The sequence below is a fragment of the Pseudomonas sp. JV414 genome (assembly GCF_032424305.1).
GTDB classification, from domain to species: domain Bacteria; phylum Pseudomonadota; class Gammaproteobacteria; order Pseudomonadales; family Pseudomonadaceae; genus Aquipseudomonas; species Aquipseudomonas lini.
This window is the reverse complement of sequence record NZ_VYKC01000009.1, coordinates 503,282-525,312: the sequence shown is the minus strand read 5'-3', so window position 1 is coordinate 525,312 and position 22,031 is coordinate 503,282. Positions and strand designations below refer to the sequence as shown.

Annotated in this window: 18 protein-coding genes; 5 read left to right on the top strand and 13 right to left on the bottom strand. The window is 59.7% G+C overall.

The window, feature by feature from the left end:
* Positions 1 to 12 precede the first annotated feature (12 nt).
* The 3 genes from F6R97_RS13315 to F6R97_RS13305 are packed head-to-tail and all read left to right on the top strand — an operon-like array spanning position 13 to position 5,227.
* Positions 13 to 1,116 carry an efflux RND transporter periplasmic adaptor subunit gene (locus F6R97_RS13315; RefSeq protein WP_038978469.1) on the top strand — a complete coding sequence of 368 codons (1,104 nt, stop codon included), beginning with the start codon at positions 13 to 15 and terminating at the stop codon, positions 1,114 to 1,116.
* Positions 1,113 to 2,180, top strand: coding sequence for an efflux RND transporter periplasmic adaptor subunit (locus F6R97_RS13310; RefSeq protein WP_315866659.1), 1,068 nt, complete (start codon positions 1,113 to 1,115; stop codon positions 2,178 to 2,180). Before F6R97_RS13315 ends, F6R97_RS13310 begins: the two co-directional genes overlap by 4 nt.
* Positions 2,177 to 5,227, top strand: coding sequence for an efflux RND transporter permease subunit (locus F6R97_RS13305; RefSeq protein ID WP_315866658.1), 3,051 nt, complete (start codon positions 2,177 to 2,179; stop codon positions 5,225 to 5,227). Before F6R97_RS13310 ends, F6R97_RS13305 begins: the two co-directional genes overlap by 4 nt.
* Positions 5,228 to 5,257: 30 nt before the next feature.
* Here F6R97_RS13305 and F6R97_RS13300 read toward each other — a convergent pair whose 3' ends face one another.
* From F6R97_RS13300 to F6R97_RS13240, 13 genes are all read right to left on the bottom strand, one after another.
* A complete protein-coding gene (locus tag F6R97_RS13300; protein ID WP_038978472.1) occupies positions 5,258 to 5,887 on the bottom strand; it encodes a class I SAM-dependent methyltransferase in 630 nt (209 codons plus the stop codon).
* 141 nt (positions 5,888 to 6,028) lie between these two features.
* Positions 6,029 to 6,385, bottom strand: a complete 357-nt coding sequence (locus F6R97_RS13295; protein WP_038978473.1) for a DUF6124 family protein — start codon at positions 6,383 to 6,385, stop codon at positions 6,029 to 6,031.
* Positions 6,386 to 6,867: 482 nt separating this feature from the next.
* A complete protein-coding gene (locus F6R97_RS13290; protein WP_038978474.1) occupies positions 6,868 to 7,512 on the bottom strand; it encodes a methionine ABC transporter permease in 645 nt (214 codons plus the stop codon).
* A complete protein-coding gene (locus F6R97_RS13285; RefSeq protein ID WP_038978475.1) occupies positions 7,502 to 8,623 on the bottom strand; it encodes a methionine ABC transporter ATP-binding protein in 1,122 nt (373 codons plus the stop codon). The genes F6R97_RS13290 and F6R97_RS13285 overlap by 11 nt, the downstream gene beginning before the upstream one ends.
* A 2-nt stretch (positions 8,624 to 8,625) precedes the next feature.
* Complete coding sequence (locus F6R97_RS13280) at positions 8,626 to 9,435, bottom strand: MetQ/NlpA family ABC transporter substrate-binding protein (RefSeq protein WP_315866657.1); 810 nt, start codon at positions 9,433 to 9,435, stop codon at positions 8,626 to 8,628.
* A 147-nt stretch (positions 9,436 to 9,582) separates the two neighbouring features.
* Entirely contained in the window at positions 9,583 to 10,941 is a 1,359-nt protein-coding gene (locus tag F6R97_RS13275; RefSeq protein WP_038978477.1) for an LLM class flavin-dependent oxidoreductase, read from the bottom strand.
* Entirely contained in the window at positions 10,941 to 12,134 is a 1,194-nt protein-coding gene (locus F6R97_RS13270) for an SfnB family sulfur acquisition oxidoreductase (protein ID WP_315866656.1), read from the bottom strand. The genes F6R97_RS13275 and F6R97_RS13270 overlap by 1 nt, the downstream gene beginning before the upstream one ends.
* Before the next feature lie 38 nt (positions 12,135 to 12,172).
* Positions 12,173 to 13,414, bottom strand: a complete 1,242-nt coding sequence (locus F6R97_RS13265; RefSeq protein ID WP_315866655.1) for an SfnB family sulfur acquisition oxidoreductase — start codon at positions 13,412 to 13,414, stop codon at positions 12,173 to 12,175.
* Positions 13,415 to 13,762: 348 nt separating this feature from the next.
* Positions 13,763 to 14,521 (bottom strand): hypothetical protein, encoded by a 759-nt coding sequence (locus tag F6R97_RS13260; RefSeq protein WP_315866654.1) that lies wholly within the window; start codon positions 14,519 to 14,521, stop codon positions 13,763 to 13,765.
* A gap of 504 nt (positions 14,522 to 15,025) precedes the next feature.
* Positions 15,026 to 15,775 (bottom strand): L-cystine ABC transporter ATP-binding protein TcyN, encoded by a 750-nt coding sequence (tcyN, locus tag F6R97_RS13255; protein WP_008068688.1) that lies wholly within the window; start codon positions 15,773 to 15,775, stop codon positions 15,026 to 15,028.
* A 4-nt stretch (positions 15,776 to 15,779) separates the two neighbouring features.
* On the bottom strand, positions 15,780 to 16,445 hold the full coding sequence (tcyL, locus tag F6R97_RS13250; protein ID WP_038978481.1) for a cystine ABC transporter permease: 666 nt from the start codon (positions 16,443 to 16,445) through the stop codon (positions 15,780 to 15,782).
* Positions 16,445 to 17,239, bottom strand: a complete 795-nt coding sequence (tcyJ, locus tag F6R97_RS13245; protein ID WP_038978482.1) for a cystine ABC transporter substrate-binding protein — start codon at positions 17,237 to 17,239, stop codon at positions 16,445 to 16,447. The genes tcyL and tcyJ overlap by 1 nt, the downstream gene beginning before the upstream one ends.
* A gap of 291 nt (positions 17,240 to 17,530) precedes the next feature.
* Positions 17,531 to 18,523 (bottom strand): D-cysteine desulfhydrase, encoded by a 993-nt coding sequence (locus F6R97_RS13240; RefSeq protein WP_315866653.1) that lies wholly within the window; start codon positions 18,521 to 18,523, stop codon positions 17,531 to 17,533.
* 190 nt (positions 18,524 to 18,713) lie between these two features.
* Here F6R97_RS13240 and epsC point away from each other — a divergent pair, with 190 nt between their 5' ends.
* Together epsC and betT are read left to right on the top strand one after the other, a co-directional pair.
* Entirely contained in the window at positions 18,714 to 19,640 is a 927-nt protein-coding gene (gene epsC / locus F6R97_RS13235) for a serine O-acetyltransferase EpsC (protein ID WP_008005160.1), read from the top strand.
* A gap of 426 nt (positions 19,641 to 20,066) precedes the next feature.
* Complete coding sequence (gene betT, locus F6R97_RS13230; RefSeq protein WP_197282300.1) at positions 20,067 to 22,022, top strand: choline BCCT transporter BetT; 1,956 nt, start codon at positions 20,067 to 20,069, stop codon at positions 22,020 to 22,022.
* The last annotated feature ends 9 nt before the right edge of the window (positions 22,023 to 22,031 follow it).

Here is a 22,031-nt window from a genome sequence, read left to right as displayed (position 1 = left end):
AAAGGAGTCTGCATGGCGGGTCCCGGATTGAAATTAATGGTTGGCCTGAGCCTCATCGCCTTGCTGACCGCCTGTGGCGATAAAAAGCCCGTCGAGAAGGACCGCCCACGAGTCTTCGTGCAAGAGGTCAAACCATCGGATTACGCCGCCTCGGTGACACTCACCGGCGACGTCCAGGCGCGAGTACAAACCGAACTGTCGTTCCGCGTGGGCGGCAAGATCATCCAGCGTATGGTCGATGTCGGTGACCGGGTTTCGGCCAAACAAGTGCTGGCCAAACTGGACCCGAAAGACCTGCAAACCACTGTCGACTCGGCCCAGGCTCAGGTCGTTGCCGAACAGGCCCGGGTCAAACAAACCGCCGCGGCCTTCGTTCGCCAACAAAAACTCCTGCCCAAGGGCTACACCAGCCAGAGCGAATACGACTCCGCCCAAGCCGCCTTGCGCAGCAGTCAGAGTGCATTGACTGCTGCTCAGGCGCAGTTGGCCAACGCCCGAGATCAACTGAGCTATACCGCGTTGATTGCCGACGCGCCGGGGGTGATTACCGCGCGCCAGGCCGAAGTCGGCCAGGTCGTGCAAGCCACGGTTCCGATTTTCAGCCTGGCCCGGGACGGCGAGCGTGACGCGGTTTTCAACGTTTATGAATCGCTGCTGGCTGAGCCGCCGGCGGATAGATCGATTGTGGTCAGCCTGCTCGACAACCCGAAGATCAAGACCACGGGCACCGTTCGGGAAGTCACGCCGGCAGTCTCGGCGCAGACCGGCACAGTACAAGTCAAAGTCAGCCTCGACAGGCTCCCCGAGGGCATGCAACTCGGGTCGGTGGTGAGCGCCACCGCCAAGCCAGTCGGCAAAACCGCAGTGGAGCTGCCCTGGTCGGCCCTGACCAAAAACCTCAGTGACCCTGCCGTGTGGCTGGTGGATGCCGAGGGCAAGGCGCAATTGCACACGGTCACCGTCGGCCGTTACCTGACCGGCAAAGTCATCGTCAGCGCCGGCCTCAACGGTGGCGAAAAAGTCGTCATCGCAGGCGGCCAATTACTGCATCCGGGCGTGAAGGTGGAGATCGTCGAAAACACCTATAAGACGCCAATGACAGGAGCCCAGCCATGAAGCGCCTGTTGCTGTTGTCCGCCGCTGCACTACTGGTCGCTTGCTCTGATGAGGAAGCGCCGCCAGAACCGGTTCGGCCGGTATTGTCCGTGGAGGTGAAAGCGCTCAATCAAGAAGAACTCGGCCGGTTTGCCGGCAGCATTCAGGCCCGTTACGAAAGCAATATCGGTTTCCGGGTACCGGGGCGTATCGCCAGCCGTAATGTCGATGTCGGCGCCGAAGTCCAGAAGGGCGCCTTGCTCGCCACTCTCGACCCCTCCGATCAGCAGAACCAGTTGCGCTCGGCTCAGGGTGATCTGGCGCGCGTTCAGGCGCAGCTCATCAATGCTCAGGCCAACGCTCGGCGTCAGCAGGAACTGTTCAATCGCGGGGTTGGCGCGCAGGCGCAACTGGACATCGCCCAGACCGATCTGAAAACCACTCAGGCGTCCCTCGATCAAGCCAGGGCCGCGGTCGATCAGGCGAAGGATCAACTCGATTACATCGAGCTGCGCACCGATCACAAAGCCATTGTCACCGCGTGGAATGCCGAAGCCGGACAGGTGGTCACGGCCGGCCAGCAAGTGGTGACCCTGGCGCAGCCGGACATCAAGGAAGCGGTGATCGACTTGCCCGACACCCTGGTCGATCGGTTGCCCGCCGACGTGGTGTTCCAGGTCGCCTCACAACTGGACCCGAGCATCACCAGTACCGCCATCGTGCGCGAAATCGAACCCCAGGCCCAAAGCGCAACCCGAACCCGGCGCGCTCGTCTGAGCCTGACCGATACGCCGCCGGGCTTTCGCCTCGGCACGGCGATCAGCGTGACCCTCAGCTCCGCGATCAAGCCACGCCTCGAACTGCCGGTGAGCGCGCTGCAGGAGGTCGATGGAAAGCTGCGGATCTGGATCGTTGATCCGCAGACGCAAACCGTTTCCCCACGGGACGTCAGCCTGATCAGCCGGACCGATGCCACGGTGGTCCTGGCTAACGGCGTGAAGTCCGGCGAGCGGGTGGTCAGTGCCGGTGTGAACAGCCTCAAACCGGGGCAGAAAGTGAAAATTGACGAGGGCAGCCCGCAATGAAAGGGAGTTTCAACTTATCCGAATGGGCCCTCAAGCATCAGTCGTTTGTCTGGTATTTGATGTTCGTCGCGCTGCTGATGGGCGTGTTCTCGTACCTGAACCTGGGCCGCGAAGAAGACCCCTCGTTCACCATCAAAACCATGGTGATCCAGACCCGCTGGCCCGGCGCGACCCAGGAAGAAACCCTCAAGCAGGTCACCGACCGAATCGAGAAAAAACTCGAAGAACTCGACTCGCTCGACTACGTGAAAAGCTACACCCGCCCCGGCGAATCGACGGTCTTCGTTAACCTGCTCGACACCACCAGTGCCAAGGACATCCCGCAAATCTGGTACCAGGTGCGCAAGAAGATCAACGACATTCGCGGTGACTTCCCGCAAGGCCTGCAAGGGCCGGGCTTCAACGATGAGTTCGGCGACGTATTCGGTTCGGTGTATGCCTTTACCTCCGACGGCCTGTCGATGCGCCAGTTGCGCGATTACGTGGAACAGGTGCGTGCCGAAATCCGCGAAGTCCCGGGGTTGGGCAAGGTCGAGATGGTCGGCGAGCAGGATGAAGTCCTTTACCTGAACTTCTCCCCCCGCAAACTGGCCGCCCTCGGCATTGATCGGCGCGAGGTGGTGCAGACCCTGCAATCGCAGAATGCCGTGACCCCGGCCGGGGTGATCGAGGCCGGTCCGGAGCGAATTTCGGTGCGGACCTCGGGGCAGTTTGCCTCCGAGAAAGACCTGGCCAACGTCAACCTTAAGCTCAACGACCGCTTCTACCGACTGGCCGATATCGCCAACATCAGCCGTGGCTACGTCGATCCGTCGACCCCGGAGTTTCGCTTCAACGGTCAACCAGCCATCGGCCTGGCGATCGCCATGAAGAAGGGCGGCAACATTCAAGACTTCGGCAAGGCGCTGCACCTGCGCATGGATGAGCTGACGGCGGACCTGCCGGTGGGCGTCGGGGTACACACCGTTTCCGACCAGGCTGTAGTGGTGGAAGAAGCCGTCGGCGGCTTCACCAGTGCGTTGTTCGAAGCGGTGGTGATCGTGCTGATCGTCAGCTTCATCAGTCTCGGGGTTCGCGCCGGGCTGGTGGTGGCGTGTTCGATTCCGTTGGTGCTGGCGATGGTCTTCCTCTTCATGGAATACAGCGGCATCACCATGCAGCGGATTTCTCTTGGTGCGCTGATCATCGCCCTCGGTCTGCTGGTGGACGACGCGATGATCACGGTCGAGATGATGGTCACGCGCCTGGAAATGGGCGAAACCAAAGAGCAGGCGGCGACTTTCGCCTACACCTCGACCGCATTCCCGATGCTCACCGGCACGTTAGTCACCGTGGCCGGTTTCGTGCCGATCGGCTTGAACGCAAGCTCCGCCGGTGAGTACACCTTCACGCTGTTCGCGGTGATCGCGGTGGCCATGCTGGTGTCATGGATCGTCGCCGTGTTGTTCGCCCCGGTGCTCGGTGTGCACATTCTGAGCGCCAAGGTGAAGCCTCACGACGCAGAGCCCGGGCGCATCGGTCGGGCGTTCAATGGTGGCTTGCTCTGGGCGATGCGCAATCGCTGGTGGGCCATCGGCATCACCGTGGCTCTGTTTGTGCTCTCGGTGTTTTCCATGCAGTTCGTGCAGAATCAGTTCTTCCCGTCCTCGGACCGCCCGGAAATCCTTGTCGATCTGAACCTGCCGCAAAACGCCTCTATCGCCGAAACCCGCATGGTCGTGAATAAGCTCGAAGCAACGCTCAAAGACGACCCGGACATCGTGCGCTGGAGCACCTACATCGGCGAGGGCGCGATCCGTTTCTATCTGCCCCTCGACCAGCAATTGCAGAACCCGTACTACGCGCAACTGGTGATCGTCAGCAAAGGCAAGTCACGCCCAGCCTTGACTGCTCGTTTGCAAAAACGCCTGCGTGAAGAGTTCGTCGGTGTCGGCAGTTACGTCCAGGCCCTGGAAATGGGCCCGCCGGTGGGGCGGCCGATTCAGTATCGGGTCAGCGGCAAGGACATCGATCAGGTGCGCAAACACGCCATCGCCCTGGCCACCGAACTGGATAAGAACTCGCACATCGGCGAGATCATTTACGACTGGAACGAGCCGGGCAAAGTGCTGCGCATTGACATCGCGCAAGACAAGGCGCGGCAACTTGGGTTGTCGTCGGAAGACGTGGCGAACCTGATGAACAGCATCGTCGTCGGCTCGCCGGTGACGCAGGTCGATGACGATATCTACCTGATCGACGTGGTCGGCCGCGCTGAAGATGCCGAACGCGGAAGTCCGGAAACGCTGCAGAACTTGCAGATCGTTACCCCCGGCGGCACGTCGATTCCGCTGCTGGCGTTTGCCACGGTGCGGTATGAACTCGAACAGCCGCTGGTGTGGCGTCGTGATCGCAAACCGACCATCACCATCAAGGCCGCGGTGCGCGACGAGATTCAGCCGACCGACCTGGTGCAACAGCTGAAACCGGACATCGACAAATTCGCCGCCAGTTTGCCGGTGGGCTACAAAGTCGCCACCGGCGGTACGGTGGAGGAAAGCGGCAAGGCCCAGGGGCCGATTGCCAAGGTCGTGCCGTTGATGCTGTTTTTGATGGCGACCTTCCTGATGATCCAGTTGCACAGCGTGCAGAAGCTGTTCCTGGTGGCCAGCGTGGCTCCGCTCGGGCTGATCGGCGTGGTGCTTGCGCTGATTCCGACGGGCACGCCGATGGGCTTCGTGGCGATCCTCGGGATTCTCGCGTTGATCGGCATCATCATCCGCAACTCGGTGATTCTGGTGACCCAGATCGACTCTTTCGAGAAGAGCGGCTACACGCCCTGGGACGCGGTGGTGCAGGCCACGGAACATCGTCGCCGACCGATTTTGCTGACGGCGGCGGCGGCGAGCCTGGGGATGATCCCGATTGCCCGGGAAGTGTTCTGGGGGCCGATGGCCTACGCGATGATTGGCGGGATCATCATTGCGACTTTGCTGACGTTGCTGTTTTTGCCGGCGCTGTACGTGGCCTGGTACAAAATCCGCGAACCGAAGAATGAGTCTGCCTAATGATCGTTCCCACGCAGAGCGTGGGAACGATCAGTCGGCTCGACGCCAGACACTGGCCAACCAAGGCTGCTGCTCCCGCGGCAGCCCCGCCGGCCGGTAATAATGCTCAAGCTCCACAAACCCCGCCTCGGTCAGCATTTCCTGCCACACGTGAAGATCGTAATACGCCCCATACCGCGGCCCGTTCCAGCCCTCCTGATTCTCCCCACGCGGATTGGAACTGAACAACACACCGCCCGGCTTCAACGCCTCGCGCAGCTGCTTCAACACCCGAGGCAATTCCTGACTCGGAATGTGGAACAGCACCGCATTGGCAAAAATCCCGTCAAACCGCTCGGCCGGCAGATCGAGTTTCAGAAAGTCCTGCTGCCAGACTTCGCAACCACTGTCCTCGCGGGCCATCTGCGCGAGCTTTTCCGAACCGTCGAGCCCGACGGCGGTGTGGCCCATGCGGGTGAAGGTTTTCAGGTCACGGCCAGGGCCACAGCCAAAGTCGAGAATGCTGAACGGCGCCTCACCCTGAAGATGCCGCAACAGGGCATCGATGTTCTGGCTGACATCGTGATCGCGAGTGCCTTCACGGAAGTCTTCGGCCACCGCATTGTAATGGCCCAGAGTGGTGGTGGTGATTTGCTCCAGGTCGTCGGGAGTCTGTTTCATGGTCGGCTGCGCAGGTAAAAGTAGATGTGCTGACTATAAGCGCTTTCGCGCTTTAAAAGATCGCAGCCTGCGGCAGCTCCTACAGGGTGAATGCAAATCCCGTGTAGGAGCTGCCGAAGGCTGCGATCTTTTGATCTTCGCTCAGCTCTGTTTCATCCCCAGGCATTTAATGGACCGATCAACCATCGCCTTGGCAATCTCCAGCAAATGCCAGACGGAGAACACCAATGCCCGATCGGCACCCTTGAGTTGATCGCCACACTGATAGGCCGTGACCGAGGCACAGCGCAGCAGATCAGCGACGTAGAGCTGGGTATCCTCGAAGCTCACGTCCTTGCTGACGTTGTAGAAGCGAAATTCGTCGGGCGGTGAGGGCTGATCGCCGGTGAGGTAGAAATCAATCGCACGGTAGAGCGCCGATCGATCCCTGAGCGGGTCTTCAGTTGCGGTTTCGTTGGTGGGTGTTTCGGGAGGTGGATCGGGTACGGATTTTTTCATGTGTTGCTCCTATTGCTACATGGGAGCCATCACTTATCGCCTACTAAACGATTGGGTGGCGGCTGCGCGCAGGTTAGTAGGCCGGTCAATAGGAAAACCGGTGCACCCGAAGGTGCCCCACGCACAGCCACCATATTCTGCATGCGGCAAACATTGCCGGACATGAGCATGGAATCGCTATGCGCCTATTGATCCGGGCTACTAAACCCGATCACTGATGAGCAGGGACGAACCGAGACTAGCCACGAGATTCCGCCGGCGCAAGCGAGCGGAATGATCTAGGAAACGTCCTGCAAATGAAAGGGATCGAGCCTGCTGGCACTCTGATTTTCTTGTGCGAAAACTTCCCTTTGAGCGGTGAATTTGATGGCGCCAAGATCGCAGCCTTCGGCAGCTCCTACAGGGACCGTGCCCGACGCAAATTCCTTGTTAATGCCAAACCCTGTAGGAGCTGCCGAAGGCTGCGATCTTTTGATCTTCACTCAACGTTTATTCAACCCCCGCGCCAACCGATCCCCACCCAACTGAATCATCGCCACCAAAACCACCAGCAACACAATCACCGTCAACATGATCTGGCTATCAAAGCGCTGATACCCATACCGATAAGCAATGTCCCCCAACCCACCGGCCCCAATCGCTCCGGCCATGGCCGACGAGTTGATCATCGTCACCAACGTAATCGTAAAACCACCGACAATCCCCGGCAGCGCTTCGGGCAGCAGCACATGCCAGACGATATGCCAGCGTCGGCAGCCCATTGCCTGCGCCGCTTCAATCAACCCATGGTCGACCTCGCGCAAACTGACCTCGGCGATGCGCGCAAAGAACGGCGTGGCCGCTATGGTCAGCGGCACCACGGCAGCCCACACGCCGTAAGTGGTGCCAACGATCAACCGGGTAAACGGAATCAACGCCACCATCAAAATCAAAAACGGAATCGAGCGAAACAGGTTCACAAACGCACCCAACGCGCGATTCAGCGCTGGTGCTTCGTAGATCCCGCCCTTGGAACTGGTGACCAGAATCACCGCCAACGGAATGCCCGCCAACAGCGCAATCAACGACGACACACCCACCATCAAAAACGTGTCAATAAAACCCTGAAGCAACCGATCAAACCACATAACCCAGCACCTCCACCTGTTGCGCCCAGTTGCCGGCGCGCTGACGCAACTCCTCGGCGCCGAGGGAGGAACCGGTCACCGCCAGCAACAATTGCCCGAGCGCATGCCCCTGAATCCGTTCCACGCCCCCTTGCAGCAAACGCACGCGGCCACCGAGAGCGCTGAACAGCGCCGCCAGGTCTGGCTCGTCGCTGGCGCTGCCGGTGAATTGCAAACGCAGCACCACGGCGGCGTCCGAAGACTGCGGCTGCTCCCGCAAGCGGCTTTTCAGCTCTTCCGGCAGACCGTGTTGCAATGGCGCGAGCAAGGTCTTGCTGACCTCATGCTGCGGGTTGCCAAAGACTTCCCAGACCGGCCCTTGCTCGACGATTCGCCCGTGCTCCAATACCACGACCCGATCACAGATATCGCGGATCACCGCCATCTCGTGGGTGATCAGCACGATGGTCAGGCCCAGGCGCCGGTTGATCTCGCGCAGCAGGCCGAGGATCGATTGCGTGGTCTCTGGATCCAGCGCCGACGTTGCCTCATCGCACAGCAGAATCTCTGGGTCATGCACCAGCGCTCGGGCAATGCCGACGCGTTGTTTCTGCCCGCCGGAGAGTTGCGCCGGGTAGGCTTTGTGCTTCTCCTGAAGGCCGACCAATTCCAGCAGTTCGCGGACTTTGCGCTCGCGCTGCTCCTTGGGCACGCCGGCGACTTTCAGCGGCAATTCGACGTTCTGCCAAACCGTCTTGGCCGACATCAGATTGAAGTGCTGGAAGATCATGCCGATCCGCCGCCGCAGCGCCACCAAGCGGTCTTCATCGAACTCGCCAATGTCCACCTGATCGATCAGCACCCGCCCACTGCTCGGTTGTTCGAGGCGATTGATGGTGCGGATCAGCGACGACTTGCCAGCGCCGCTGCGACCGATGATGCCGAACACTTCGCCGCGCTGGATCGCCAGGTCGATGCCGTGCAATGCCGCCACCGGACCTTGCTGGCCGTTGTAGGTTTTGCCCAGGCCGATGAAGCGCACGTGAGCGCGATTCAGGTCTGGGTGCAGTTCGGTTTGTGTGGCGTTATGTGGCTCCGAAAGTTCCAGTCGCCGTTGGATAGCGGCCGTCATACTCAGCTTTCCCAGCCGGCTTGATAGAGCTTGCCGTGGGCTTTATCCAGCGCCGCGCGAACGGCCGGCGAATGCTGGTAGATGTCGACGAATTTGATCAGGCGTGGGTCGGTTTTGCTTTTCGGCTGGACCACGAACTGGATCACGTATTCCTTGTGATCGAGGCCGTCGAACAGCAGGGCGGAACTGGCATCGAAGGTCTTCGACAGGCGAATGTAGGCCGGGTAACCCTGGACCAGATCGGCGTCGTCGTAGGCGCGCACCAGTTGCACGGCTTCGACTTGAAGGATTTTGATTTTCTTCGGGTTGGCGATGATGTCTTCTTCGGTGGCCTTGTAGCCGACGCCCGGTTTGAGGGTGATCAGCCCGGCCTTGGCCAGCAGTTGCAGGCCACGACCGCTGTTGATCGGGTCGTTGGCGATGGCCACGCTGGCACCGATGGGCAACTCGTCGAAGCTTTTGTATTTTTTCGAGTAGAGGCCGACGTTGTTGATGATCCCCGGGGCGAACGGCACCAGGTCAAAACCGGCGGCGGCCTTGGCGTTTTCCAGGAACGGGATGTGCTGGAAATAGTTCACGTCGATGTCGCCCGAGGCGAGGCTGACGTTGGGGGCGATCCAGTCGCTGAACTCCACCAGTTCGACTTTCAGGCCTTGTTTGTTGGCTTCTTCTACTGCGGCTTCCAGGGGAATGGCGAAGGCGGCGGTGGTGCCGACTTTCAGTGGTGCGTCGGCGGCGAAGGTGATGGAGCTGAAGAGGCCGAGGGCCAGGGCCAGTGCTTTGACTGGGTGAGAGAGGTAGGTCTTTTTCATGATGAGTTTTCCAGTCAAGTTTAGGCCGATCGTTCCCACGCTCCGCGTGGGAATGCCTCCCGGGACGCTCCGCGTCCCTGCGGCGATGACGCAGAGCGTCACTGGCTGCATTCCCACGCAGAGCGTGGGAACGATCAGGGTCGGGGGTTAGTGTCGGTAGTGGGATCCGGTATGTTGCTCGGGCAAATGCGCTTCGCCGTGAAACAGCTTTTCCCGCAGGCTGCCGCTGTCGTAAGCGGTCTTGTATGACCCACGCCGTTGCAACTCGGGGATCACCAAATCGATGAAATCCACATAGCTTTCCGGCGTGACAATTCGCGTCAGATTGAAGCCGTCCAGACCGGTTTCCGCGATCCACGATTCCAGTTCGTCAGCCACCTGCTGCGGCGAGCCGACCACGGTGATGTAGCGACCACCCAGCGCGTGTTGCTCGAGTAATTTGCGGCGGGTCCAGTCGTTGTTTTGCAGGTTCTTGGTGGCGGACTGGATCGCATTGCTCTTCACGTACTGGATCGGTTCGTCGATGGTGTATTCGGAAAAATCGATCCCGGTGGACGCCGAGAAGTGCGCCACGCCAGCCTCGGCGCTGGCGTAGCTCAAGTACTCGACGTGCTTGGCCCAGGCCAGCTCTTCGGTGGCACCGACAATCACGTTCAGCCCCATGAACACCTTGATGTCCTCAGGATTGCGCCCGGCCTCGACGGCACTGGCGCGCACCTTGTCCACTTGAATCTTGGTCGACGGTTTGTTCTGGCCACTGATGAACACGCACTCGGCATGTCGCCCGGCGAACAGCAAACCGCGATCCGAACTGCCGGCCTGGAACAGCACGGGTGTGCGCTGCGGCGACGGCTCGCAGAGGTGATAACCCTCGACCTGATAGAACTCGCCCTTGTGCTCGACCTTGTGCACTTTCTCGGGCTGCGCATAGATCCTCTGTTGCGGATCGTTAAGCACCGCGCCGTTTTCCCAGCTGCCTTCCCAGAGTTTGTAGAGCACTTGCAGGTATTCGTCGGCCTGGTCGTAACGACGGTCGTGTTCCACCTGTTCGCTCAGGCCCATGGCTTTGGCGGCGCTGTCGAGGTAGCCGGTGACGATGTTCCAGCCGACCCGGCCACTACTCAGATGGTCGAGCGTGGACATGCGTCGGGCGAACAGATATGGCGGTTCGTAAGTCAGGTTGGCGGTGAGACCGAAGCCAAGGTTTTTGGTGACCGCGGCCATGGCCGAGACCAGCAGCAGCGGGTCGTTGACCGGCAACTGGATCGACTCTTTGAGCGGCACGTCGACCGAGTTTTGGTAGACGTCGTACACACCGACGATGTCAGCGATGAACAGACCGTCGAACAGCCCGCGTTCCAGCAATTGCGCCAGTTCGGTCCAGTATTCGATCGTTTTGTATTGGGTTGAAGTGTCCCGTGGATGCGTCCACAGACCATGGTTGATGTGTCCGATGCAGTTCATGTTGAACGCGTTGAGCAGGATCTTCTTTTTGGCATCGGCCATCAGATGGTCCCCCGCAGTGGCGGGTTTTCATCGTTGAGGTAGTAATTGCCGACCGCGTGATACTTCCAGCGCACCGGGTCGTGCAGCGTGTGCACCCGAGCGTTGCGCCAGTGGCGATCCAGACCATGTTCGATCAGGGTTGCCTGGCTGCCGGCCAGTTCAAACAGCGTGCTGCCAGCGGCGAGGGAAATCTCCGTGCTGATGGCGCGGGCTTCGGCGACGGCAATCGACGCGGCGGCGACGGTCTCGGCGTTGGTGTCGGCCTGAGCTTTGTCGAGGAATTCGCCGGAGCGTTCCAGCAAGGCTTCGGTGGCGTGTAGACGAATAGCCAGGTGTCCGAAACTCTTGATGGTCAGCGGGTCTTCGGTGGCTTTTTCATGCGTGGCGTCGATCCACGGCCGGGTTTTGGTGCGCACGAAATGCAGCGCATCTTCATAAGCCGCGCGGGCGATGCCGGTGTCGATTGCGGCGTGGAGAATCTGCGCCAACGGGCCAACGGTGGTCGGGCGTTCGAACGCGCTTTGAAACGGGATCACGTCCTCGGCGGCGACGTAGACATCCTCGAACACCACCGAACCGCTGCCGGTGGTGCGCTGGCCGAAGCCGCTCCAGTCGTCGATCACCGTCAGGCCTTTGCTGTTGCGCGGGACGAACGCCAATTGCTGCACGCCATTTTCGTCCACCACCGACGTCGGTATGCGCTGGGCGTAAATCGCGCCAGTGGAGTAGAACTTGCGACCGTTGATGCGGTAGCCGTTGCCATCTCGAGTCAGGCTGGTGACTCGATCATGGGCGGTTTTGGTGCCCAGTTCCGCGAGTGCATTACCGAAGCGCTGGCCGGCCAATACTTCTGCGTACAGGCGTTTTTTCTGCTCATCGGTGCCGTTCACGCGCAGCACTTCAAGGGCATAGAAATGGTTCTGGGGGATTTGTCCGAGGGAGCCGTCGGCCTTGGCGATCAACGCGATGACCTTGGCCAAGGTGACGTTGGAAACTCCAGCGCCGCCGTATTCTGTTGGCACGCTGATGCCCCAAAGACCCGAACGGGAAAACACTTCCAGTTCCGGGTATGGCAAACGACGCTCGCGGTCGCGCAGGGCGCTGTCGCGTTTGAAATCGTCGGCCAGGTCACTGGCGACGATCAGGGCTTGCTCATCGCTGGTGATGACCGCGACGTGGTGAGAAAGAGTCATGTGTTTCTCCAGAGATCTGGTCAAAAAGGTTCTGGTCGTCAGATCCAGGAATGCCGCGCAGGCAAAGTTCCGTTGAGGTGGTAAGCGCCGACGGCGTGATACTTCCAGCGCACCGGGTCGTGCAGCGTGTGCACCCGGGCATTGCGCCAGTGGCGGTCGAGGTTGAATTCGGCGAGGGTGGCGCGGCTGCCGGCCAGCTCGAAGAGCTTTTCGCTGGCCAGCAGCGAGATCTCGGTGGTCAGCACTTTGGCTTCAGCCACGGCAATCGAGGCGCGCGCAGCGGACTCGGCGGTGAGCGGCGCGGCGTTGACCTGATCGAGCACTTGCCCGGCCTTGCGCAACAACGCTTCGGCGGCGTGCAGTTCGATTTTCAGCTTGCCGATGTCGGCGATCACGTAGAGGTCGTCGCTTGCCCGGTCGACCTTGGCGTCGATCCAAGGCCGTGCACGCGTTTTTACGAACTCGATGGCGTCATCGATGGCGCCCCGGGCAATGCCGGCGTCGATGGCTGCTTGAATCAACTGCGACACCGCGCCTTGGGTATTCGGGCTGTCGTTGATCTTCCAGTTATCCACCACCAGCTCGGCGTCGACCCGCACGTTGTTGAGCAAAATGGTGCCGCTGGCAGTGGTGCGCTGGCCGAAACCCGACCAGTCATCGACGATGCGCAGCCCCGGTGTGCCACGACGAACAAAGGCCAGCACTTGCTTGCCGTCGTCGTTCAGCGCCTTGACGGCCACCCAGTGGGCGAACAGGGCGCCGGTGGAATAGAACTTCTGCCCGTTGATGACGAAGCCATCGCCGTCGGCGGTGATCCGCGCCTTGAGTTCGAGGGTATTTTTGGTCCCGCGCTCCGGCCCCGCGTTACCGATTCGCCAGCCTTCGAGCACGCTTTTGAACAGCTGTTTTTTCTGCGACTCGGTGGCGCTGCCGAGTATCAGGTTGAGAATCCCGAACTGGTTCTGCGGGATCTGCCCCAGGGCCGGGTCGGCCGCGGAAATGATCGCGAACACCGAGGCTAAGGTGACGAATGAAACCTGCGGGCCACCGTACTCACGCGGGACAGCAATGCTGCCCAGGCCGCTGCGGGTGAACTGTTCGATTTCCGACCACGGCAGCTTGCGCTGCTGGTCACGTTTGGCTGCTTGCAGGCGGGCGACTTGCGCCAGCTCATGGGCAGCCTTGATGGCTTGTGCATCGTTGCGCAAGACCTGCGCGGGCAACAACAATGGGGCGATGTCCAGATCACTCTGGACGATTGCATCTGCCAGACTGGACATCAGTGCCGCTCCTTGGCTGCACGCAATGCCCTGGCGATTTGCACTGGGGTGATTGTGTTCCGGACCATACCTACCTCACATCTCATGGAAGCGCCGCGATCGTTGCGGCGAACGAAAACAAGAATGTCCGGTGGTCCGGTGCATATACCCTAAACGTGTATAAATAATTTATGAACTAACTTTTAGGAATATGTATAGAAGGTCGTTACCCTTTAAGCCGCCAAGATCGCAGCCTTCGGCAGCTCCTACAGGGGAATGCGTTCGGCGTAGGAGCTGCCGAAGGCTGCGATCTTTTGATCTTGTAGCAGCCGAACGCAGCCTCGCAGGCTCGACAGCTGCTAAGGGGGCTCATCGCTTTCGGGATTCAGCAGCCATGAGTGCTTCTTTCGGCGGCACCTTCAGGTAGGGATTGGCACAGCCGATCTTCAGTGTGCGTGCCGGTGCCCACCGCGAGTTATTACCCACGCGGTCGAGGATGCAGTAGGTCACTTCCAGTCGAAGGTCTTCGCCGGCTTCGAGAATGATCGCCGGGGGCACCCAGACCTGAATCGGCTGACCCACATCGCAAGCCTTGAGCTTTGGCAGGTCCATGCGCACATCACCCCAGCGCAAGGTGATTTCGTCGTCGACGGCCATGTTCAGGTACGGTTCGATGGTCAACGGGACACCGCGTTTGATCTGGTTCGGATTGACCCCCTGACGACGAATGGTTTCAGGGATGAACACCGGCGCCAGGCTCTGGTTTTCCTCATCGCAAAGAAGCAGGCCACCCGGGCAATCGAGTTTGATCTGGACGCGCGCCGCCGGTGATACCGCGGCCCCTTGCCCGACCTGCATGACCTTGTAATGGACGCGGGCAGAACCATTGGCAATGAAGCTTTCCGGCACCCGCAGGCTCACGGCTTTGCTGTCATGGTCGGACCCCAACACGCTGGAGGCGACATAGCAGTTGTCCCAAAACAACTCGATCAGATCGCCTTCGTCCATGCCGGGGTAGGGTGGCACCTCGATCATAAGATGCGCGGCCGAGGTGATGTTGATACCGGCCTTGTGGCTTTGCGCCAGGGTCGGGGCTGCAAGTTCAGGTTTGTTTGAAGTGCTTGTCATGGGTTTCTCTCCTTGAAGCTTTGCCGCGAAGTCCATTTCTGAAAGATCGAAAGGCGTGAATTACCAAGCAACAAAACGATTCACTATTTGCGCGCTTAAACAATGATTGAGTGGGGTGGCTGTTGCCGGTTGGGGACTAGATAAGAGTGCGCTTGAATAGGTGTCAATAGCGTTGGTTGGTTAAAGGTTAGTTCTTGCGTGATTCAGAAAACTCCTACGCGGTGTGGTTAATAAACCTCATCGCTCTGTCGAATATAGTCCGGTATTTAATGGGTTTTAGGCCTCTGAGGCAGCAACCCTTTGAGCGTGGGCAATGAGGTGTTTTATAGATTTTAGGCGATGTGAATCTGTTGCAGGACATATATATGTACCGCATGGGATGGCGGGAAGTTATTTAGGATGGAGGAAAAACATGTGGGTCGTTGAAAGCTGCTGTACGGTTTTTAAAGCGGAGTTAATGTCACTTCCTTCCATGGAAGTTGACAGTTTTCGAGCGGGGCCGCACTAGGCGTTATTAAGAAACTTGCTGAGAAACTGCTTCGTCCGTTCCTCTTTCGGATTGGCAAACAGTGCCTTGGCTTCGCCTTGTTCGACGATCACACCCTTGTCGAAAAACACCACGCGGTTGGCCACGTCCCGGGCAAAGCCCATTTCGTGGGTAACGATCACCATGGTGCGTTTCTCCTCGGCCAGGCCGCGGATGGTCGCCAACACTTCGCCCACCAGCTCCGGGTCCAGCGCCGAGGTCGGTTCATCGAACAGGATCACTTCCGGTTCCATCGCCAACGCTCGGGCAATCGCCACACGCTGTTGCTGACCGCCGGACAGACGTCGCGGGTAAGCGTCTTCCTTGCCCGCCAGGCCGACCTTGGCCAACAGCTTTTTACCCAGGGCAACGGCTTCGGCGCGTGGGATCTTTTTCACCACCAACGGGCCTTCGATCACGTTTTCCAGCGCGGTGCGATGGGGGAACAGGTTGAAGTTCTGGAACACAAAACCCACGTGCTGACGCAAGCGCCGTACCAGGCTCTGCTGCTGGTTCAGAGGGCGGCTGCCATCGATCTCGATGTCACCGACCTTGATCCGGCCGCTGCTAGGCTCCTCGAGAAAATTCAGGCAGCGCAGGAAGGTGGTCTTGCCCGAGCCGCTGGGGCCGATGATCGCCACCACCTCGCCTTCCTTCACCTGCAGATCGATGCCATTGAGCACCACCTGACCCTTGAACTGCTTTGTCAGTTTTTCCACGACAATCATTGGGTCAGGACTCCTGGTCGTGCCGATTGACCCGCGCTTCCAACTGGTTCTGCAGGTGCGACAGTACAGTCGCCAGAACCCAGTAGATCAGCGCAGCGGCAAGATACATGGTGAAAATTTCGAAGGTGCGAGCGGTGATCAACTGCGCTTGGCGGAACAGTTCCGGCACCTGAATGGTGGCTGCTAGTGCGGTGTCCTTGACCAGCGAGATAAAGCTGTTGCCCAAAGGTGGCAGGGCCGTGCGCGCCGCTTGCGGCAGGATGGCCCGGCGCAGGGTTTGCGCGCGAGTCATGCCGATACTGGCGGCGGCTTCCCATTGGCCGCGCTCGATGGAGCTGATGGCGGCACGCAGGATTTCGCAGGCGTAGGCAGCCATGTTCAGCGAGAAGCCGATCAGGGCCGCCGGCAGCGGATCAAGTTCGATACCCAGTTGCGGCAAGCCGTAATAGATCACGAACAGTTGCACCAGCAACGGCGTGCCGCGAAAGAACGACACGTAGATGCGGGCGATCCAGCCCACCAGTTTGAAGCGCGACAGCCGCATCAACGCCAGGCCGAAGCCCATCAGCAGGCCGAAGAACATTCCGCCCAGGCTCAGGATGACCGTGTAGTACGCGCCCTTGAGCAGAAAGGGCGCGGAGTCCAGCGCAAGTTGGAAAGCTTCTCCCATTATTGAGTGACGTCAGCGCTGAAGTATTTTTCCGACAGCTTTTTCAGCGTACCGTCGGCACGCAGCTTGTCGATGGCCTTGTTCACCGCGGCCAGCAGCTCAGGCTCGCCTTTGCGCAGGGCAATACCGGCTTCCTGGCGGGAGAACGCTTCGCCGGCGGCGGCAGTGTCCTTGGCCTTCCTGGCGTATTCCAGCGCGGCCAGGCGGTCGATCAGAATGGCGTCGATGCGGCCAACGCGCAGGTCCTGGAACTTGGTCGGATCATCTTCGTAGGTGCGGACGTCAGCCTTGGGCACATTCTCTTTCACCCACTGCTCGTAGTTGGTGCCCAGACCTACGCCGACTTTCTTGCCGGCCAGATCGGCGGCGGTCTTGATGGTGTCTTTGTTTTTGGTCAGGGTCAGCGCCTGAATCCCGGAAACGGTGTAAGGCGTGGAGAAGTCGTACTTTTTCTTGCGCTCTTCGGTGATGGTCACCTGGTTGATCACCGCGTCCAGACGCTTGGATTCCAAGGCTGCGAGGATGCCTTCCCATTTGGTCGGCTGCAGTTTGACCTTCACGCCCAGCTCTTTGGCCAAGGCTTCGGAGAACTCGACTTCGAAGCCGCTCAGTTTGCCATCGGCGTCGACGAAGCTGAACGGTGGGTAAGTGCCTTCCAGACCGACGTTGATCACGCCTGCGTCCTTGATTTTTTGCAGCTGCTCACCGGCAACCGCCTGCCCGAGCAGGCCGGCGCTCAGCGCCAGGCCCAGCGAACCCACCAGCAGATTTCGACGTAATGCGGAAAAATTCATGACAAGCCCCTGTTTTCTTATGGAAGACGCTTAAGGAAAGTTGGCAAATTCGGGATTTGAACGACTGCGATATCCTGCCTTAAAGCAGCTTATGCGTCTTGCTGCAAATTCGCCTGCGGCGCGACTATATGATGTTGCCTTTAGATAGGAAAATACTAAATATTCAGTTTGTTATTCTTTTTTAAAATATGAGGTGTCATCGAAAAGATCGCAGCCTTCGGCAGCTCCTACATGGATCGGCGTACTCCCTGTAGGAGCTGCCGAAGGCTGCGATCTTTTGATCTTCGATTCTTACAAAAAGCTGGTATAGGCAAACAACGCCGGCGCCCCACCGGTGTGCAGGAAGATGATCGGGCCGTCATTGAAGCGCTGGCGCCCGATGCCGTCGAGCAAACCGGCCATGGCCTTGCCGGTGTACACCGGATCCAGCAACAACCCTTCCTGACTCGCCAGCAGCTTCAGCGCGGACAATGTCCCGGCATTCGGCTCGCCGTAACGCGGACCGAAATATTCGTCCCACAGTTCGATTTTGAAATTCGCCGGCAGGCTTACGCCCAGCAGTTCGGCCGTGAGCTCTGCGAGGCCCTGGACTTTCGGTCGTTGCGCTTCATCGCTACGGGAAACAGTCACGCCAATCACTGGCAAATCCGGCAGTGCTTCGCTCAATGCCAGCGCCAGGCCGCTGTGGGTGCCGGCACTGCCGGACGCCAGGACCACGGCGGCGAATTGCAGCCCGGTGTCCTTGATCTGTTCAGCCAGTTCCAGGCCTGCACGGACATAACCCAACGCGCCCAATGCATTCGAGCCACCAATCGGCACCAGATACGGCTTTTTACCGTTACTGCGCAGACGCCCGGCCAGCGCTTCCAATTGCTCATCGGCATTGTCGAGGTTTTCCACCAGTTCGACCTTGGCATCGAACAGGTCCAGCAATAGTCGATTGCCATTGCCGACATAGTTGCTGTCGTCGGTGCCGAGTGGATTTTCCAGCAGGGCCACGCAGCCCAGGCCAAGCTTGGCCGCAATGGCGGCGGTCTGGCGCACGTGGTTGGACTGGATCGCGCCAGCAGTAATCAACGTGTCAGCGCCCTGGGCCAAGGCATCGGCGGCCAGGTATTCGAGTTTGCGCAGCTTGTTGCCGCCCAGTGCCAATGGCGTCAGGTCATCGCGTTTGACGTACACATCGCGGCCCAGCCAGGTCGACAGGCGTTCGAGTTTTTCCAGGGGAGTAGGATGACCGAGCAGGTCGAGGCGGTTAAAGCGGGCAAGCTGTTGTTTGATCATGGGTCCGTACTGGCGGAGGAAGATGTCAGGACTATAGGCACGGGTATTTAGTGGGGCAACTGCCAATCGCTTATAGCCAAAAGTATTGAGTACAGCACTATTGGTTCTTAATTCGGCTGCAAGCCGTTGCCGTAAAGTAATCGCGGTTAACGCGGCCAGACAGTCCGGCCGCCCGTGAGGAGTTTTTACCGTGAGCGAGCGTTCCAGCCATTGGCAATTGCAGACCATCGTCAGCCAACTGCGTACGGCGCGCGACCAGTGGCGCGCACAAAACGGCCGGGCCAGCGGCGAGCAGGGCGGTCGCGAGTTGCCGTCCCGAGCGGCCATGGCGGACATTCTCGAAGCCTTGTGCGGTGCGCTGTTCCCGATGCGATTGGGGCCGGTGGATTTGCGTGAGGAAAGTGAAGATTTCTACGTCGGCCATACACTCGATGTGGCACTGAACGCGTTGCTGGCCCAGGCGCGGCTCGAACTGCGTTACGCCGCGCGCCACAGTGCCCAGGCCGACACTGAAGTCGAGGCCAAAACCATCCAGATCATTCAGGACTTCGCCCTCGCTTTGCCGGGGCTGCGCACTCTGCTGGACACCGACGTACTGGCGGCCTATCACGGCGACCCGGCGGCTCGCAGTGTCGATGAAGTGTTGCTCTGCTATCCGGGGATTCTGGCGGTGATTCACCATCGCCTGGCCCATCATTTGTATCGTGCCGGCTTGCCGCTGCTGGCGCGGATCAGCGCGGAAATCGCCCACTCGGCCACCGGCATCGACATCCATCCGGGGGCGCAGATCGGGCGCAGTTTCTTCATCGATCACGGGACGGGTGTGGTGATCGGCGAGACCGCGATCATCGGCGAGCGCGTGCGGATTTATCAAGCGGTGACCCTCGGTGCCAAGCGCTTCCCGGCGGACGAAGACGGCCAGTTGCAGAAGGGCCATCCGCGGCATCCGATCGTCGAGGACGATGTGGTGATCTATGCCGGCGCGACGATTCTGGGGCGGATCACCATCGGCAAGGGCTCGACCATCGGCGGCAACGTCTGGCTGACCCGCAGCGTGCCGGCAGGGTGCAACCTGACCCAGGCGAATCTGCAGCATGATGATGGGACGCAGAAGTAGGGGGCAAAAATCTCTAGTGGTCTTTCTGACGCCATCGCGGGCAAGCCACGCTCCCACAGGGTTTGTGTCGAACGGTATTTCCGTGAACGACACGAAAACCTGTGGGAGCGGGCTTGCCCGCGATGGTTTCAAGCCAGGCCCAGATAATGGCATTTAGCTAATTTCCCGCCGAATGAATCCCGCAAATCCCACCTTATACCCTCCCTTGAGCTAGCACAGAAAAGCTACCGCCGAGCCCTGCGATTAGTCCTTAGCCCCCTATCCATGTTTAACTTGAACGCTCATTCAAGTTAAACCGCCGGTTTGCTGCCCGCTCACAACAGGAGGCTTGCCTTTGCCGAGTCCGTTATTGATTGCCCTGTTTCACCCCCTTGAGGTGCACCTTTCATGAGTGCATCGTCCACCCCCGCAAGCGGCCAGGTCCGCATGAATCCGCCGGTGTTTTATTTCGCGGCGACCTTTATTTTGTTGTTCGCCGTCGTGGTCATGGCGATACCCGAGCAGGCCGGTGCCTGGCTGTTGCAAGCGCAAAACTGGGCGGCCAATACGGTCGGCTGGTACTACATGCTCGCGATGACGCTGTATCTGGTCTTCGTGGTGGTCACCGCCTTGTCTGGCTACGGCAAGATCAAGCTCGGTGCCGACCACGACGAGCCCGAATTCAGCTACCTGTCCTGGGCCGGCATGCTGTTCGCCGCCGGGATCAGCATCACGCTGTTTTTCTTTTGCGTGTCCGAACCGCTGACGCACTTGGCACAACCGCCGCAAGGCGAGGCTGGCACGGCGGATGCGGCGCGTCAGGCGATGCAGATTCTGTTTCTGCACTGGGGCCTGCACGGCTGGGGCGTGTTCGCTTTCGTCGGCATGGCGCTGGCCTATTTCGCCTATCGCCATAACCTGCCGCTGGCCCTGCGTTCGGCGCTGTACCCGCTGATCGGCAAACGCATCAACGGCCCGATCGGCTACGCGGTGGACGGCTTCGGCATCATCGCTACGGTATTCGGCCTCGGCGCCGACATGGGCTTTGGCGTATTGCACCTCAACTCGGGCCTGGACTACCTGTTCGGCATCGCTCACACCCAGTGGATTCAGGTCGGCCTGATCACGCTGATGATGGGCGCGGCGATTATCGTCGCGGTGTCCGGCGTCGATAAAGGCGTGCGGGTGATGTCCGACATCAACATGCTGCTGGCCTGTGCGCTGTTGCTGTTCGTGTTGTTCGCTGGCCCCACCCAGCATTTGCTCAATACGCTGATCCAGAACGTCGGCGATTACCTCGGCGCCTTGCCGATGAAGAGTTTCGACCTCTACGCCTACGACAAACCCAGTGACTGGCTGGGCGGCTGGACGGTGTTCTACTGGGCCTGGTGGATTGCATGGTCGCCGTTCGTGGGGCTGTTCATCGCGCGGATTTCCCGTGGTCGGACCATCCGCGAATTCGTCTTCGGCGTGCTGCTGATCCCGCTCGGTTTCACCTTGGCGTGGATGTCGATCTTCGGCAACAGCGCCATCGACCAAGTCCTCAACCACGGCATGAGCGCGCTCGGCATGTCGGCCATCGACAACCCGTCGATGACCCTGTACCTGCTGCTGGAAACCTATCCGTGGAGCAAAACCGTGATTGCGGTCACGGTGTTCATCAGCTTCGTATTCTTCGTGACCTCCGCCGACTCCGGCACTGTGGTGTTGTCGACGTTGTCCGCCAAGGGCGGTAACCCGGATGAAGACGGGCCGAAATGGCTGCGAGTGTTCTGGGGCGCGATGACGGCGTTGGTGACCAGCGCGCTGTTGTTCTCCGGCAGCATCGACGCATTGAAGTCAGCGGTGGTGCTGACCTCGTTGCCGTTCTCGATGATTTTGCTGCTGATGATGTGGGGGCTGCACAAGGCGTTTTATCTGGAATCGCAGAAGCAGATCGCGCAACTGCATTCTCTGGCGCCAGTGTCTGGAGCACGGCGCGGCGGATGGCGTCAGCGCTTGAGTCAGGCGGTGCATTTCCCGTCGCGCGATGAGGTCTATCGCTTCCTCGATACCACGGTGCGCCCGGCGATTGAAGAGGTGACGGCAGTGTTCGTCGAGAAGGGCTTGCACGTGGTCACTCAGCCCGATCCGGCCAATGACAATGTCAGCCTGGAAATCGGTCACGGCGAACTGCATCCGTTCATCTATCAGGTGCAAATGCGCGGCTATTTCACGCCGTCCTTCGCCCGTGGCGGCATGGGTTCCAAGGAACTCAACAATCGTCGTTATTACCGCGCCGAAGTGCATTTGAGCGAGGGCAGTCAGGACTACGATCTGGTGGGCTACACCAAGGAACAGGTGATCAACGACATCCTCGACCAGTACGAACGGCACATGCAGTTTTTGCACCTGGTGCGTTGATTGAGGAGG